General features: G+C 60.6%; 15 protein-coding genes. All 15 read right to left on the bottom strand.

Annotated elements, in window-relative coordinates; all coding sequences use genetic code 11:
* Positions 1-12 precede the first annotated feature (12 nt).
* The 15 genes from ltaE to AC07V8_RS08330 all read right to left on the bottom strand — a co-directional run bounded on the left by ltaE (position 13) and on the right by AC07V8_RS08330 (position 15,925).
* Complete coding sequence (gene ltaE, locus AC07V8_RS08400) at positions 13-1,062, bottom strand: low-specificity L-threonine aldolase (RefSeq protein ID WP_494678240.1); 1,050 nt, start codon at positions 1,060-1,062, stop codon at positions 13-15.
* Positions 1,063-1,176: 114 nt separating this feature from the next.
* Positions 1,177-3,861: a lyase family protein gene (locus tag AC07V8_RS08395; protein WP_494678241.1), complete on the bottom strand. Its 2,685-nt coding sequence runs from the start codon at positions 3,859-3,861 to the stop codon at positions 1,177-1,179.
* A gap of 52 nt (positions 3,862-3,913) precedes the next feature.
* Positions 3,914-5,014, bottom strand: coding sequence for a pyridoxal-phosphate dependent enzyme (locus AC07V8_RS08390; protein WP_494678242.1), 1,101 nt, complete (start codon positions 5,012-5,014; stop codon positions 3,914-3,916).
* Entirely contained in the window at positions 5,011-5,661 is a 651-nt protein-coding gene (locus tag AC07V8_RS08385; protein ID WP_494678243.1) for a hypothetical protein, read from the bottom strand. The genes AC07V8_RS08390 and AC07V8_RS08385 overlap by 4 nt, the downstream gene beginning before the upstream one ends.
* Complete coding sequence (locus tag AC07V8_RS08380) at positions 5,655-6,902, bottom strand: MFS transporter (RefSeq protein ID WP_494678244.1); 1,248 nt, start codon at positions 6,900-6,902, stop codon at positions 5,655-5,657. The genes AC07V8_RS08385 and AC07V8_RS08380 overlap by 7 nt, the downstream gene beginning before the upstream one ends.
* Before the next feature lie 30 nt (positions 6,903-6,932).
* Positions 6,933-7,832: a GHMP family kinase ATP-binding protein gene (locus AC07V8_RS08375; RefSeq protein ID WP_494678264.1), complete on the bottom strand. Its 900-nt coding sequence runs from the start codon at positions 7,830-7,832 to the stop codon at positions 6,933-6,935.
* 2 nt (positions 7,833-7,834) lie between these two features.
* Complete coding sequence (gene argH / locus AC07V8_RS08370) at positions 7,835-9,250, bottom strand: argininosuccinate lyase (RefSeq protein WP_494678245.1); 1,416 nt, start codon at positions 9,248-9,250, stop codon at positions 7,835-7,837.
* The gene (locus AC07V8_RS08365) at positions 9,247-10,464 is read right to left on the bottom strand and encodes an argininosuccinate synthase (RefSeq protein WP_494678246.1); all 1,218 of its coding nucleotides are present in this window, start codon (positions 10,462-10,464) and stop codon (positions 9,247-9,249) included. Before AC07V8_RS08365 ends, argH begins: the two co-directional genes overlap by 4 nt.
* Before the next feature lie 54 nt (positions 10,465-10,518).
* Positions 10,519-11,337, bottom strand: coding sequence for a formyl transferase (locus AC07V8_RS08360; protein WP_494678247.1), 819 nt, complete (start codon positions 11,335-11,337; stop codon positions 10,519-10,521).
* A 55-nt stretch (positions 11,338-11,392) separates the two neighbouring features.
* Positions 11,393-12,493, bottom strand: a complete 1,101-nt coding sequence (locus AC07V8_RS08355) for a methyltransferase family protein (protein WP_494678248.1) — start codon at positions 12,491-12,493, stop codon at positions 11,393-11,395.
* Positions 12,493-13,509 carry a pyridoxal phosphate-dependent aminotransferase gene (locus AC07V8_RS08350; RefSeq protein ID WP_494678265.1) on the bottom strand — a complete coding sequence of 339 codons (1,017 nt, stop codon included), beginning with the start codon at positions 13,507-13,509 and terminating at the stop codon, positions 12,493-12,495. The genes AC07V8_RS08355 and AC07V8_RS08350 overlap by 1 nt, the downstream gene beginning before the upstream one ends.
* A gap of 70 nt (positions 13,510-13,579) precedes the next feature.
* Entirely contained in the window at positions 13,580-14,497 is a 918-nt protein-coding gene (locus AC07V8_RS08345; protein ID WP_211472070.1) for a cupin-like domain-containing protein, read from the bottom strand.
* Positions 14,484-14,708, bottom strand: coding sequence for an MbtH family NRPS accessory protein (locus tag AC07V8_RS08340; protein ID WP_494678249.1), 225 nt, complete (start codon positions 14,706-14,708; stop codon positions 14,484-14,486). Before AC07V8_RS08340 ends, AC07V8_RS08345 begins: the two co-directional genes overlap by 14 nt.
* A 100-nt stretch (positions 14,709-14,808) precedes the next feature.
* Entirely contained in the window at positions 14,809-15,714 is a 906-nt protein-coding gene (locus tag AC07V8_RS08335) for a cupin-like domain-containing protein (protein WP_211472074.1), read from the bottom strand.
* Positions 15,701-15,925 carry an MbtH family protein gene (locus AC07V8_RS08330; RefSeq protein ID WP_494678250.1) on the bottom strand — a complete coding sequence of 75 codons (225 nt, stop codon included), beginning with the start codon at positions 15,923-15,925 and terminating at the stop codon, positions 15,701-15,703. Before AC07V8_RS08330 ends, AC07V8_RS08335 begins: the two co-directional genes overlap by 14 nt.
* Positions 15,926-16,020 lie beyond the last annotated feature (95 nt).

The following is a 16,020-nucleotide window of genomic DNA, read 5'->3' as shown; positions in this document are numbered from 1 at the left end:
CATGCTCCCAATTCAAAAAGTTGAAGTCTGCGTTGCGGGACACAGGATGGCGGCCATCGCCGCCACGGTGTCGCGAACCGCCTGATCGTCGATCATGTAGTGCAGCACGGCGCGGATGACGCCGTCGCCCAGTGTGCCCATGCGGATGCCGCGTTCCTGCAGTGCCTGGAGGAATGCCTGGTTGCCCTGGCCGCCGACGTCGAAGAAAACCATGTTCGTCTGGATTTTTTCGGAGCGCAGCTGCACGCCCGGCAGTCCGCGGATTTCTTGTGCCAGCCACGCTGCGCGCCGGTGATCCTCGGCAAGACGTTCCACCATCGAGTTCAAGGCTACCAGGCCGGCGGCGGCCATGATGCCGCCCTGCCGCAATCCGCCGCCCAGCATCTTCCGGTAGCGCTTGACGCTATCGATCAGCGCGGCGCTGCCGCACACCATCGAACCATACGGGGCACCCAGGCTTTTCGACAGGCAGAACTGGAGCGAATCGGCGTGTTCGGCGATTCTTGCCACCGGCACGCCGAGGCTGGCCTGCGCATTGAAAATGCGGGCGCCATCCATGTGTATCTTAAGACCGTGCTCGTCGGCCAGCGCCCTGACGCTGCTCAGGTATTTGAGCCCCAGCACGCGGCCGCCGCTCAGGCAATGGGGATTTTCCAGGGCGATCACGGCAGCGGGAGCGCACTGATAATCGGATTTGTCGCGAATCGCTGCACGCAGCAGTTCGAGCGGCAGAGTCCCGTCTTCAGCCGTCGCAACCGGATGCAGCAGCACGCCGCCGGCGACTGAAACGCCGCCGGCTTCATAATTATAGAGGTCCGAGCGGTCGCCCAGAAGCACCTCATGTCCGCGCGGGCATTGGGCCAGCAGCGCAGTCAGGTTGGCAAGCGTCCCGCTGGTCACGAATGCCGCGGCCTGTTTGCCCGTCCGCGCCGCCGAAACCGCTTCCAGTTCGCGCACGGTAGGATCTTCGCCATAGCAATCGTCGCCGACATCCGCGCTGAACATCGCTTGCCGCATCTCGGCTGTCGGCAGGGTCACGGTATCACTGAGAAAATCTATCATTGCCTTGCTCCACTTTTTTTTATCCGGCGCGCTTCTGCCGGCTTATTGTTCATGCGCCCGCAGCGCGGGCCGCTGTTCTTGAATGATCTTGATTTGCCGCGGACAGCCGCTGCATCAATCCTCGCATGCCGATATGAGCACCGCCACCCGTGCACGCCTGGCCGTCGCCGCCTCCCGCCACTCAGCCAACAGCTGCCGGTATTGCTGCGCGTCCTGTCGCAGGCGCGTGCGCGAACGGTGCAATCCGGCCTCCACCGTACCTGGGCCGCCGCCGTACTTGAGGCTGGCGCTGGCCTGCTCGATTTCCGCACACGGTTGCCGGGTCAGGTCGCGCAGGGCGGCGGCCGGGTCGCGCTGCGCATCGATAGCCTCTGCAATCAGCGCGCCGATCCTGTGGTGCGATTCATGGAAACTGATTTTCTGCTCCCGCACCAGCTGATTGGCGACCTGGGTCGCCGCCACCAGACCCTGTTCCGCCGCCGCCCGCATTTTCATCGCATCGCCCGCGATCCCCGCAACCATCAGGCGCAGCAGGTCGCAGCTTTCCTCGAAAGCCAGCACCGCACCGGCGCAATGGGAAACCGCCTCCGTGCCGACTTCCACCGAATTGCTGAACGGCGTCCGCTGCGATGCAAAGATGGCGGTATTGAGCGCGCCGGCCACCTGGGCCAGCTTGCCCTTTGCTATTTCCAGCAGATAGGGATTCTTTTTTTGTGGCATCAGCGATGAACTGCCGCTCAACTCGTCGGGCAATTCGAGGAACGCAGTCTCACGCATGGTCCACAGCTGCAGGTCATGCGCCAGGCGGCTCAGCGTAGTGGCGGCGATGGCCAGGGCCGACAGCAACTGCAGCACCAGGTCGCGGCTGGCGACCGCATCCAGCGCGCTGTCGAAACTGCGCCTGAAGCCGAGCAGCGCGGCGCTGGTCTCGGGCCGGATCGGGAAATCCGTGCCGGCCCCGGCTCCCGCTCCCAGCGGGCAAACCGACAAGCCATCGTCGATGCGGCCAAGCGCCGACTGGTCGCGTTGCAACGCGCTCTCAAGCGACCACAGGTAATAGCCGAAACTGCCCGGCTGCGCCGCCTGATATTGGCTGTATACCGGCAACGGCCAGTCCAGCGTCTGCTGCGCCTTGTCCAGCAGCGTCGCCCTGAGGCGCCATAACTTGCCGCTGCAGGCTTCGAACCAGGCGCGCACCTGCAGCTTGGCGACGCATGCGTTGATGTCATTGCGCGACCGGGCGGTATGAACCATGCCGCCGATTTCAACTCCCAGGCGATTGATGATCATTTGTTCGTACAGCGCATACGTGCCGCGCGGCGCCACGGCTTCGGCAATCGCGCTGAATCCTTCGGCGCGCTGCTGCACGAGCTCGCGCAACACCGCGGCAGCGCTGGCTGCATCGCAGATGCCCTCATCCACCAGCATCAGCAGGTGCGCCTCGTCGATCGCAACGAAGGCATCCAACTCGGCGAGCCGCGCAGCGCGGCCGGGCGGCTTGCGCACGATCGCCAGCGCTTCCGGATGCAGCGTGCGGCGGATGCGCCCGGTGCCGCCGTCAGGATCGCCGGCGGCATCATCGCCGATGACAACCGTCAGCAATCCATCCAGCGCCTGCAGTGCGAGCTCAAGCTGATCGCGCTCAGGAGCGCCGGCGATGACCAGGCCGATGCGGTCACGGTAGTCGCCGTCGAGATCGATCCTCTGGCCATTCGCCTTCAACGCGAAAAACGCCATGGATACCGCTGGAAAATCTTGCGTGGGCTGGAGCGCCTGGGCCAGCAGCACTCCCTTCCGGTCCGGCAGCACGAAACGGATTGCGGCAAAATCGTGGCGCTGCGGCCGCCAGTCAGGCGTGCCGCCAGCGTACAAATCGACCATTGCGCCCAGCACGTCGATCCCGCTTGCGCGCTCTATCGCCTGCGGGATCATGCCGCCGGCAAGGCGCGGGTTGATCTCGATGACGATTACCTTGCCGTCGCTGACCCGGCATTCGACATGGGCCGGTCCGAAGCGATGGCCGACCGCCTCCAGCGCACGCAGCGTCTCGGCGACGATGGCGTTGCGCAGGGAGGGTGCGATCGGAGCTGGAAAATCGTGCCCCTTCTCCACGAAGAACGGCAGCGGCCCGAGATGCTTGCCGGTCACCCCCAAGACCCGGAAGCCGAGCACGCTCCCCAGGCCGACCACCTCGACCGAAAATTCGGGGCCTTCGACATACGACTGCACCAGCAGCCTGGGCGACTGCGCCAGGCCGCGCTCGTTGCTGCGCGCCTGCAATATCTGCTCGCCGTGCACCAGCAGTTCAGCCGCGCTATGCACCAGCCGTACGCCGACGCTGCCGGAACCCATTGCCGGCTTCAATACCCGCGGATAACTCAAGTCATGCGCAAGCTGGCGCAATTTCCCGCTGCCATCCACCTCCACGGTGTCGGCGGCGCCGATGCCGGCGTCGCGCAGGCAGCGGTACAGCAATGCCTTGTCGCGGCAGGTCCCGATGGCGGCAGGATCCGAAGCCGGCAGTCCAAGGCGGCTGGCCACTTCGGCTGCGATCCCGATGTAGTATTCCGAAGTGGAAAAGACGGCGGCGATATCCGGGTACTGCGCCAGCACGGCGAGGATCTGTTGCGGATCGGAGGTATCGGCGACCACCGGGACTATCATTTCTTCCTGCAGAAAACCGTAGAGTTGCGGCCGGCTGCTCAAGAACAGCACTTCAAAACCGCGCAGCAAGGCCTTCTGCAAACAGATGCGACCGGTGCCGGTGGTGTTGCTTTCGATAAATACAAAGGTCTTCACGGGACTGCTCTCCGTCTGAAAGAAAATTGCCCGCGGGTCAAGCTTGCCGTCATCATGCGACGGCGGACGCCTTGCTGTCGCGGACCTGCTCCAGCGCGCTGCCTGGCGGCCGCGGCCGCCCCGTTACTTGCTGGTAGCTGCCGCGTTCCCAATCCAGGTAAGCCCAGGGAGCGGTCGCCGTTTGCGGGCTGAACGCTCTGTCCGGCGCCGCTGCGAGGGCCGTATCGGCATAGCCGCCGGCGCGCATCCAGGCATCGTCGTAGACCGAGTCGGCGTAGCGGTGGCCTTCGTCCGGGGCGATAAACACCACGGTCTTGCCTTGCTCGCGCAGCCACTCGGCGACCATGAACGCCGCCCCGGAAGTCGGTCCGCAGTACAAACCGTATTGCGCGTGCAGGCGCCGGGTGCTGGCATAGGCCTCGGCCGGAGAGACCCAATGCACCTGGTCAAAACAGCTATGGTCGAGATTGTTCGGATAGATCGAATTGCCGAGTCCGCGCAGCTTGCGCGGCCCGACCGGCAGCCCGAACAGCACGCTGCCGAAGGTATCGACGCCGACCAGCTTGATCGATGCATCGGTCTCCCGCAGCGCCTTGATGGTGCCGCAGGTGGATGCCCCCGAACCGACCGTGCCGACCAACACGACATCCTTGCCCAGGCTACGGATCAGCTGCGCGGCGAACCCCCGGTAGGCGCGCTGGTTGTCCAGGTTATCGTACTGCCGTGGCCAGAAGCCGCCGGGATTGTTGCGCAGCTGTTCCTGCAACGCTTCCAGCCGCAGCACCTGGACATTCGATCCGGCGGCATTCGATCCGACAATCTGCACCCGGCCGCCAAGCTGCTGCAGGCGCGCCTGCAGGCGCTCGTCGATGGCGGCGTCGCTGACAATATGAAACGGGATGCGCTTCTCGGCGCAGACAATGCCGAGTCCCATCGCAAAGGTTCCGCTGGAAGTTTCCAGCACCGGCATGCCAGGATCCAGCTGCCCTTCCGCCATCGCCTTCTCGACAATGTATTTGGCCGGCACCAGCTTCATCAGGCGAAACGCGGCCGCCACCAGACCCGGCCGCAACTGGATCAGGTCGGGATGGTCCATCGCGCTGGAGAAGCTGTCGTAAATCCGAGCTGAAGGTTCGTCAAAAATCGAAGTCATGATTCATTTCGCGCAATGGGTTGATTGAGCATCCACAGGTAGGTATCGGCTTCCGGACTGATGTCCTGCGCCGTCTGCAGCCATGGAGCCAGGCGCAGCTCGTCCGCCATGTCTGCCTGCTGCAATGCAATGGCGCGCCGATAGCTGCGGTAGGTCCATTCGACGCCGCTGGCGATCGCGCTCTTCAGCTCGTCCGCGAACTTGGTCGTCTCCAGCACATGCAGCGGCAGCTCGACATGCGTCGCCGGCGCGGTCTCTGCCGCCGCCGGAGCCAGGGATTGCACTTCGAGCCGGCCCAGATGATTCTTGCGGATATCGAGCAGAAAGCCGGCGCCGGCCGGAGACACGATGCGGACCCGGTAGTCGCCGGCCGGGACATGCCCGGTGCCGCCGATTTTGGCGCCGGGCAGCCGGTAGTAGGAGATCGAACCGTTTTCCAGCAGGACCACCTCCAGGCCGCGATAACGCAGCATCGACAAGTGGAAAAAATCGGTGATCAGCAAGCGCTCGGCATCGAGCCGGTGCACCCAATAGCAGATCGACGGCATTTGCGCGACCATTTTCCTGAAGGCGCCATCCAGGTGCTGCAGCTCGCCTGCGCTCAAGCGTTCGAATGGCATTTCACGACTGAAGAGCTGTTTCAGCATGCTTCTGTTTCCTTTCCCTCGGCCCGTCTGGCCATGATGAAAATCAAGAATGCACATGCGGCGATCAGGGCTGTCGACGCCATCACCTGATAAATCGCCAGGTACTGGGCCAGGTAGCTGTAGAGGAAATACATCACCGTGACGCTCAGCGACATTGCGAATCCGATCAGCGACAAGAAGGATGCGCGGACCCTGCTCGGCAAGCGGCCGTTGAAATAGTTGTTGGCGACCACGCTGGCGATAGGACTGATGACCATCATCAGGAAAAAGCCGGCGAAATCGATGGCTGCGACATTGAAGAACATCAGCGCAAGCATGACCGCCGTCAGCAAGGTGCTCGCCAGCACGACCGGATAGAAGCCGAGGAAAGACATGCTCCGTTGCAGCACCAGGTACGACAAGCCGATCAGCAGCTGGGCAGCGCAGAAAAACCAGGTAATGCGCTGCACGCTAAAGCCGTTTTCCTTGAACAGGGCCTGGCTGAAGGTAAAAAACGGCGTCGTGCAGGCGGCAAACACGACGAAGCCAAGAATCGGCAATCCCAGGGCGCGCCAGTTTTTCCGGATGAACGCCAGTAGCTCGCCTGTCACTTCCTTCTTCTGGTCGCCTTTGGCGCTTTCCTTGACCGGCGGCTCGATGGCAAACGACCATGCCGCCAGGGCCGTGGCATAGATGACGAAGTAGCCGGCATATACCGCTTCCCACGACACCGCCTGCAGCAGGCCGCCGGCCAGCACCGCAAAGGCGCCGGAGATCAGGCCCAGGGCGTTGGCCTTGAGCTGTATGCGGTTGAAGTCGCCGGTGCGGCCTTCGACCACCAGGCTGTCATAGAGCAGCGCAGTATCCGATCCATATACAAGGGCAAGCGCAAGGCCAAGCAGGGCATACAAGCAGAGGAAGGGCAAGAAGCCGTCGCTGACCATCATGCCCACTCCGAAGGCGCAATAGGCCAGCAGACCGAGCCAGACCGACCACTTCCTGCCGAACACATCGCCAAACAAGCCGGCGGGGACTTCCGTCAGGATGTTGGCCAGGAAGAAGGTCCCTTGCAGGATGCCGATCTGGTAAGCATTGAAGCCCTTATGCAACAAGAAGATAACGAAGATCGCCCGGTCGATCGCCGACAGCGTCAGCATCCGGTAAACCACGTAGATCAGCTCGTTGCGGCGGACCAGGGAGCCCGCTGCCGCACTGATGACCCTGAGGTCGTCCCTCTTCACGCCGGAATCCGAGATAGTCATGCCGGCATCCCGCGAGGCTGGCCGAGGCCGCTACTTGACAGTGTCATATACATTGACATTCCCATATTTCGACAGCATGCCAGTCGCATTGCTGAGGTTGAGCTGATGATCAGGCCGGCGGATGTCGTACAGGATCCCGATGCAGGTCCCGCTATGCGACGTCACCAGCCCGATGCCATTGGTCGCACGGCATGCCTCGTGCACGACTTCGAGATGCTTCTTCGGATTGATCTTCTGGTTGATATAGGCGCTGCGGGTCGAGACCCGGCCGATTTCGTCCACGTCCCAGTTGCGGAACGCCGCCACGATCCGGTCCAGCAGCCGGTTGAATTCATCCCTATGCTCGTGGTTATGCTGGTGCGCCAACCCTCTTCGGTGATACTCGAGGGTGTCGACCGTGCCGCCTTCGTCCAGCGACAGGATCTGCACGTCCGACAACCTTCCAAGCCGCGACCATAGCCTGCCCTTGCGCTGCAGGTAGACCACCGATTCCGGATACATGACGCCGTCGGTTGGCTCTATATCGCTCATGTAGCTGCACAGGTCGCTGAGCGGCAGCTCCTTGCCCATATAGGTTTCAACCGCGCGCGCCGTCGCCAGCAGGTCGGCGGACGAACTGCTGAGCCCCTTCCCGCTGGGTATGTCGCAATCGATATAAAAGGTGCCGCCCATCCCTTGCCCGTAGTGCTTGAGGATGATCCGCGCCAGCGCCGCGGCCTTGGTCTTGACGCTCGGGATGGTGTGGATTTCGGTTTTATCGAAGTCCGGCACGAAATAGCTGACTGAATATTTCTGGATGGGTAGGGTTACGAGAAAATCGGCATCGTCCTCGTGCAGCACGCCTTGCAGCAGCTCGCCGAACGAGCAATACGAGATTCCCGCCGCCGTTTTCATTCCCGGTGGTGATGGTAAAACCATAGGCTCCAACATATTCAAGGGTGGACGGACCATCGGCTCGCCTGATGCGCATCGAGCAGCGATTGCAATTGCGCCAGAAGCTCGCCGAGCGCCTGGCCGCCGCATGAGCCATAGGAATTCTTCCGGGTCGCCATGTCTTCCGCGGTGATCGTGTGGATATCCTCGGAAAACAGGGCGCTGGCGGCGGCAAAGTCGGCATGCGGCAGGCTGGAGATGTCGGCCTGCCGGCTGTCGGCCAGCTTGACCAGTTCGCCGACAACCCGGTGCGCCTCGCGGAACGGCATGCCTTTGCGGACAAGATAGTTGGCGTATTCCGTGGCGATGATATGACCGCCCTGGAGCGCCTGCCGCATCCGCTCCGGCAGCGGCTTCATGGTACGCACCAGCTCTGTCAGGATGCCGAGCGACGACATGCAGTTGTCGAGCGCGGCGAACCATGCGGTCTTGTCTTCCTGCAGATCCTTGTTGTACCCGAGCGGCAGCGCCTTGAGCAGGGTCATCAGGGTCATTGCATTGCCGATGACCGATGCCGATTTGCCGCGCACCAGCTCGGGCACGTCGGGGTTTTTCTTCTGCGGCATGATCGAGCTGCCGGTGCAGTAGCCGTCCCCCAAGGCAAGGAAACCGAATTCCTGGCTGGTGAACGAAATGATTTCCTCCGACAGCCGCGACAGGTGGATCATCAGATTTGCCGCGTGCGCGCCAAACTCCACCAGATAATCGCGGTCGGATACGGAATCGATGCTGTGCAGCGTCGGTTCCCTGAAGCCGAGCAGGCTGGCCGAATATTTGCGGTCTATCGGCAAGCTGGTTCCGGTGGATGCGCAGGCGCCGAGCGGGCTTTGGTCGGCGCGCGCCAAGGCATCGAGGAAGCGGCTGCGGTCGCGCTCCAGCATCACGACGTAGGTTGCCAGCCAGTGCGCATAGTAGGTGAATTCAGCCCGCTGCAAGTGCGTATAGGATGGCATCAGCAGGTCCGGATGCTGCCGGCAATGCTCCAGCAAGGCTTGCTGGAACTTGCCGATGGCGTCGACCAGCTCGCGCGTGGAGCGCATGAAGAAGATGCGCTGGGCGGTCGCCTGCTGGTCGTTGCGGCTGCGGGCGGTGTGCGTCTTCTTGCCGAGTTCGCCCACTTTCCTGACCAGCAGCGCCTCAAGGTTCATGTGAATGTCTTCGAGTTCCACCTGCAGCTTGATGTCTCCGCTGCGCCACTCATGGCGGATCTCGTCCAGCGCGCCTGCCAGCGCCGCATGCTCGGCGCTCTCCAGCAAGCCCACCGAGCGCAGCATTTCAATATGGGCATGCGTACCGTCGATATCGGATTCGAACAGCCGCTCTTCGAGCGGCAGGCCGGTATTGAACGCCACCAGGCCGGCAGTCATCGTTTCGCTGAAACGGCCTGCCCACGGATTAGCCAGCGCCTTGCTCATGCCGCAACCTCTTCCGAGCGGCTGCTGCGGGCAGCTTCAATGCCGATCCGCATGCCGATGGTGTTCAGGAAGCCGGTGGCGTCCTCGCCGCTGATCGCCTGCCCTGCATGCAGGGTGACCAGATCGCGCGAGTACAGCGTATTTCCTGACTGTACGGCGGACGCTGTGCACGAGCCTTTGTAAAGCTGCACCCGGACCTCGCCGCTGACATATTTCTGGGTGGCGTCGACCAGGGCCTGGATGCATTGGCGCTCGTCGCTGAACCACAGGCCGCGATAGACGATATCGCCATAGTCGTCCGACAAGACGTTGCGCAAGCGTTCAACATCGCGGCTAAGCGTAATCTTTTCCAGCTTGCGATGGGAGGTATGCAGGATCACCAGCGCCGGATTTTCGAAGATGCCGCGCACCTTGAGCCCGTTGATGCGGTTCTCGATGATATCCTGGAAGCCGACGCCGTTGCGGGCGCCGATCTTGTTAAGACGCTGCACCAGGTCGACCGACCCCAGTTCGACGCCGTCCAGCGAAACCGGCACGCCCTTGCGGAAACCTACGCTGACGGTCTCTACCGCATCCGGCGCCGCGGTCGGCGGCGTAATCCAGTTGGCGTCGCTCCACTTGAACTCGTTGGCGACGCTTTCCAGGTAGTCGCCCTCGGTCGTGATATGGACCAGATTTTCATCGTGGCTAAGCAGGTTGTCGATGCTGCTGTCGACCGGAATCTCGTGCTGCTGGCAATAGGCAAACATGTCTTCGCGTGATTTCAGCGACCAGATGCGCCATGGCGCGATCGTCGGCAGTTCGGGCGCGAGGATTTTGGCGGTCATCTCAAAACGCACCTGGTCGTTGCCCTTTTGCGTGCAGCCATGCGACAGGTAATCGACGTCGTGCTTGCGCGCATATTCGATCAAGCCTTTGGCGATCGCCGGCCGGGCCAGCGGCGTGCCCAGCAGATAGTCCCGCTCATACGCTGCGTTGGCCTTCAGCGCGGGAAAGATGTAATCGTTGATGAAGGTCTCGCGCAGATCTTCAATCACCAGTTCGTCGGCGCCGGCGATCTTGGCGCGCCGCGCCAGGCGCTCCCAGTCTTCCTTTTGTCCGAGGTTGGCGCAATAAGCGGTGACCCGGCACTTGAACTGATGCTTCAGGAAATGCAGTGCGGTGGAAGTGTCCAAGCCGCCCGAATAGGCCAGCAGAATATGTTTTGGTTTCATGTCAGCTCCTGTTTGATTTGTAGATACGTCATCCGCCGCGGGAACCCGCGATCGCTACCCGACCAGGTAGTTGTCGCGCTTGCCCAGGGTTCGGTTGATGTTGTCGATGGCTTCTGAAAACTCGACGCCGATGCGGTACTTCTTGCCGTCGATCTGCATCGTGCAACCGCCGCTGCCGGAGAAACTGAATACCCGCAGCATGTTGATGAGATCGCGCGCCACGTAGGTTGCATAAGGGTCGATTTCAAGCGCCTGGTTGGTTTCGGATATCTTTTTACGGGTGCCGCGATGCAGCTGCCTGAAAACCTTGTAGCTGCCCGCTTCCAGGCAGGGCCAGGTCAGCTCGAACAATTCGACCGATGCGGCTACATGCTTGTCATAGATGATGTCGCCGGTATCCGTACCGTCGATCAATACCAGCTTCTGGCTGATGACCGGCCCGGCGTCGACCTCGGAAGCGATCCTGTGGATGCTGACGCCGGCCGGCGTGCCGTCCAGCACAGCCCAGGCGTAGTAATAGAAGCCCTTGTTGTAAGGCAGGTATCCCGGGTGCAGGTTGATGGCGTCCTTGCCTGGCAGCTTGATGAAGCGGTCGTCAAGGATGTAGTCGAAGTAGATCGACACCAGGAAATCCGGCTCCAGCGGCGCGATCAGCTCATCGAAGCGGCTGCGCGCATCCGCGATCTCGATCACCGGAATTCCCCTGAGCGCGCACAGCGCTTCGATTTCATCGAGCTGCGTCGCGTTGTGGCGCGGATGGACGATAGCCGCAACCACATCCACCTGAGGCCGGTATGCCAGGTACTGAAGTACCTTGAATCCAGCTGCGTTATCGATGCAGAGCAGTACCTTTTCGTGCTTGTTTTCATTCATGCGATAGTCCAATACAGTATCATCCTGATGTCAGGTTTTGGCCCGGCTCGATTGCTCAGCTATCGAGGCCGCGATATTTGAGGACGTAGCAGATGCCGAAGCCCGAAGGATCCGCTTTCGGGCTGGTTACCTCGTCGCGGACGATGTCGAAACCGGCTTCAGCGAAAATCTGGTCCCATTCCTTCTTCGGCAGCAACAGCTGGTTGGTGAACGGATGCAGCAGGAAATACGGGTTGTAATAGCCGCGCCCCATCGGCGACTGCATCACCTCCCGGTTGTCTATGTCGTAGTCCACTTCCATCACCATGAGATAGCTATCGGCGAACTTCCTGCCCAGCTTGGACAGGTACTCGACAAAGGCGGGCCGGCCGATCTGGGAAACGATCTCTTGCAGTACGAAGCCGAACAGGATGAAATCCGGCTTTTCCGTGATCTCGTAATCGAGGGCATCGACGTTGACCAGGCTGACCTGTCCCTGCAGGCCCAACTCGGCCACTTTCCGCAAGCCCGCCTCGTAGGCGTTTTTGTCGGGCTCGATGCCGATCGCGCGGATGCCGTCCAGCTCCTTCGCCAGCGCGCACAGGTAGAGCGCATTGCCGCAGCCGAAATCGACGATATGCTTGGCGTCCGGCTTGACCGACTGGATGAAGGCCTTGGTCATCGGGATCGTGTCGTACCTGGAAATCTGGCAGCTGCCGGTGCCGACCCACATGCCGTCGCGCTTGTAACCGGCTATGCCTTCCTGCAGCATGGCGCCGACGTTGGAAAAGATGTTGTCATAGCCGCCGATCAGGATGTTGAACCATCCTTCGTAATGCTTGATGCGCGAACCGTAATCCGACAGGCGGAACGAAACCTTGTCGCCGTGCGTTTCCTTGAGCAGCAAACCTTCGACGGCCAGGTATTCGAATACGGTACGCAGCAGAGACACGTCCAGCGAGCGCTTGGCGGCGATTTCCTCGAGGCTCCTGGCTGCGAGCAGATCGTCGAACACGCCGAGCTTCAGCATCTGGAATATCACCTTGGCGCCGACGAATCCCTTGACGTAATCGAGCGTCTTGAATACTTCCGACTGGAACCAGCTGGAATCGAGGATTTCGTCGACGGACAGTTCTTCTTCCCGCTCAATGTTGCGAACTAGTGTTGCAGTGTTCATTAAATCACCTTATGAATGTTGGAATACTCGGCCAGCACTGCGATCAGCCGGCTGTTGTCTGCCGCACTGCCGATACTGATTCTGATGTGCTTGCCGAGGCCGAACTGGCTGGCGTCCTTTACCAGGATGCCCCTCAGCGCCAGGAAGTGCGCTGCAGCTTCTACCTGCTCGTGCCCGAGCAGGACAAAATTCGCTTCCGAAGGCGCCACCCGGTAGCCAAGATCGCGCAATGCCAGCTCTACCCGGCGCCGTTCATGCAGCGTGGTCCGGATATGGGCCTCGCGTACATGATCGTTTTCGATGGCGGCTTCCAGTGCATGAAGATCAAGCACGCCAACATTGCAAAACCATTGCCTCTGTTTCATCGCAGCGATGATGGCTGCTTCGCCGAACACCACCCCAAGCCTGAGCCCCGCCAGCCCATAGGATTTGGAGAAGGAACGGAATATCAGTCTGTCGCTGCCGTACTCCAGGCCGCGGTCGCGGAAAGACGAGTAGTCAACATAGGTTTCATCGATCAGCAACTTACCAGCCCGCTGCTGCAGCAAGTCGAGCTGCTCCGCCCTCAGCGCCAGGCCAGTCGGATTCGACGGATTGGCAAGGACCACGAAATCATTTTTCGTTACCTGCTCCAGGTCCTCTTGCCTGAGCGCCAGGTCCGCGTCCAGTCCGATCTCGAAATGCGTCAGCCGGTTGACCTTGATCCGCCCGCGGTAGCCATCGAATCCAGGCCAGGCCGTGACAAAGCGCATCGACGAAAATTCGGCGCAGATGCGGTCGAAACACTCGTCGATTCCACGCACCAGCATCAGGTTCTCTTGCGGATGTCCGAAATGGCCGGCCAGTTTCTGCATGACCCGTATTTCCGTGGCGAAGGGATAGCGGTTGACGCTTTCCACCGCGGAGCCGATGCCCTGCTTGACGCCGCTGGCGACCGCTTCCGGGTTTTCGTTATAGGCCAGGCCGATCAGCTTGCCTGGCCGATGCGTTCCGGACGCGGACTCCAGGCCCTTCATTTCTGCGTTGCTCAAAATTCCATCCTTGCCATATTCCAGTCATCCTTGGTTTTCAATGCACACGCCTCGATCACGAAGCATTCCCTGAGCGCGGCGGCGGATTCAGGCCGGCGCGCTCGTTGTCCATGCCGTTCCGGCGCCGCCCTGCGAAGGCCCGTTTGACGACATCGCCAAAGAACCCCGGAGCCAGCTTGAACAGCTGCGGATAAGAGATGAAAAATGTCGAAACTGAAATCGACACATCCATCGATATCACGCAATGCCCCCAGTTGCGCGGGATATGCAAGCTCTCTCCCGGTTCGATGACGACCTCGTAAGGCGTGCAGTAGCGAAAATTGGGATACTTGTCGAAATCCGGATTTTCCATATCGACCGGACTGAACAGATCGGCCACGGTATAAGTCGCTCGCTCGAACTGGCCGATATACAAATTCTTTCTCACCTGTTCAGACGGAAACAGGTACACCTTCTTGCGTCCGATCACCTGCGTCAGGAAATTCGGCATCGGATCGATATGCATGGGCGAGTGCGTACCCTTGGGACCAATCCACAGATACGAGCCCATCTGCGCACCGGGAATGCGCCGGATATGCCGCCTGGCATAAGGATGCGCCGGCAGGTCCTCGCGCAAGCCCGGAAAGCTCTTGCGGAAGGGATGCGAAGCCATGTAGTACATCAGCTCAGGCTGGTCGCGCAGGATCTGGATCAATTCGCCGAGCTTGAGCTTTTGAATGCGCTGGTTTTTCAAATAGCCTTGCGCGCTGTTGTTGCCCGGCCCGCGCTGCCCGGCTTCAAAGCACTCGACGCGAACGCTTTCATCGCCAAATTTTTCCTGGAAATAGTCAAGCGACCATTTCTGCATTGCCGGCCAATGCCCAAGCGCCCCGGCAATCTTGACCGGGCGCTCCCGCGCCATGAAATACTTCTGGAAATCCTCCTCCCTGGGCCTGACCAGGGTTTCGATTTGCAGGAATTCATCGTACGGCATAGTCGTCCTCGTTTGCCGCCTGCGGGTTCAGGCACTCACGCGCGCTGCGCGGCGCCATGCCTGCCCAGAGCCGCTCGACGCGTTCCAGGCATTGCTGCTTTGAGGCCGGTTCGCCGACAATCACCCAGCCGGCCGACAAGCTGCGCCCCTGCATCCAGACCGAATATTGCTCCTCGTTGTTCTTCACCACGAAATACAAGTCTTCGTCCACAATCGACTCCCTGTACAAAAGAAATACCCGCTAATATCCTCCGGCGCAGCAGGAGGCTTGCGTCAAATAAAGAAGCCCAGGACGGCCATGAACGCCAGAATCACGAAGCCTTCCCCGAGCGCGGAGGCGGGGGCGGATTCAGGCCGGCGCGCTCGTTGTCCATGTTCTTCCAGCGCCATCCTTCGTAGGCCCGCTTGACAACTTCGCCAAAGAATTCCGGGACCAGCTTTAACAGCTGCGGATAAGAGATGAAAAATGTCGAGACCGAAATGGACACATCCATCGATATCACGCAGTGCCCCCAGTTGCGCGGGATATGCAGGCTCTCGCCGGGTTCGATGATGGCCTCGTAAGGCGTGCAGTAGCGAAAATTGGGGTACTTGTCGAAATCGGGATTTTCCAGATCGACCGGGCTGTAGCTGACGCGCTCGAACTCGCCGATATAGAGATTCTTCCGCGCCTGCTCAGGTGGAAACAGGTACACCTTCTTGCGCCCCATCACCTGCGTCAGGAAGTTCGGCATCGGATCGATATGCATGGGCGTATGGCTGCCCTTGGGACCAATCCATAGATACGAATCCATATGCGCCCCTGGAATGTGCTCGATATGCCGCTTGACATAAGGGTGCACCAGCAGATCCTTGCGCAAGCCCGGAAAGGTCTTGCGGAAAGGATGCGACGCCATGTAGTACATCAGCTCAGGCTTGTTGCGCAGGATCTGGATCAGTTCGCCCAGCTTCATCTCTTGAAAGCGCAAATGCTTGACGTAGCCTTGCGGACTGTTGTTGCCCGGCCCGCGCTGTCCGGGCTCAAAGCACTCGACGCCAATGGTTTCATCGCCAAAATTTTCCTGGAAATAATCGAGCGACCACTTCTGCATTGCCGGCCAGTGTCCGAGCGCCCCTGCGATTTTGACCGGACGTTCCTGGTCCATGAAATGCTTCTGGAAATCCTCCTCCCTTGGGCGGACCAGGGTTTCGATTTGCAGGATCTCATCGTACGGCATAGTCGCCTCCGCTTGCCGGCAGCTGATTCACGTGCTCACGCACGCTGCGCGGCGTAATGTCCGTCCAGAGCTGCTCGACGCGCTCCAGGCATTGCTGCTTTGAGGCCGGTTCGCCGACAGTCACCCAGCCGGCGGACAGGCTGCGCCCCTTCATCCATACCGAATATTGGTCCTCGTTGTTCTTCACCACGAAATACAAATCTTCACCCACAATCGACTCCCTGCACAAAATAATTGCCAGCCAATATCCCCTGCGCCGCAGGGGGCTTGAGTTCAATAAAAAACGTAGAACAGCTCAGAAGACCG

Source organism: Collimonas sp. GW821-FHT02H07, from assembly GCF_059421505.1.
Note: the sequence above shows the minus strand (reverse complement) of the source record. Positions and strands in the feature narration are given on the sequence as shown.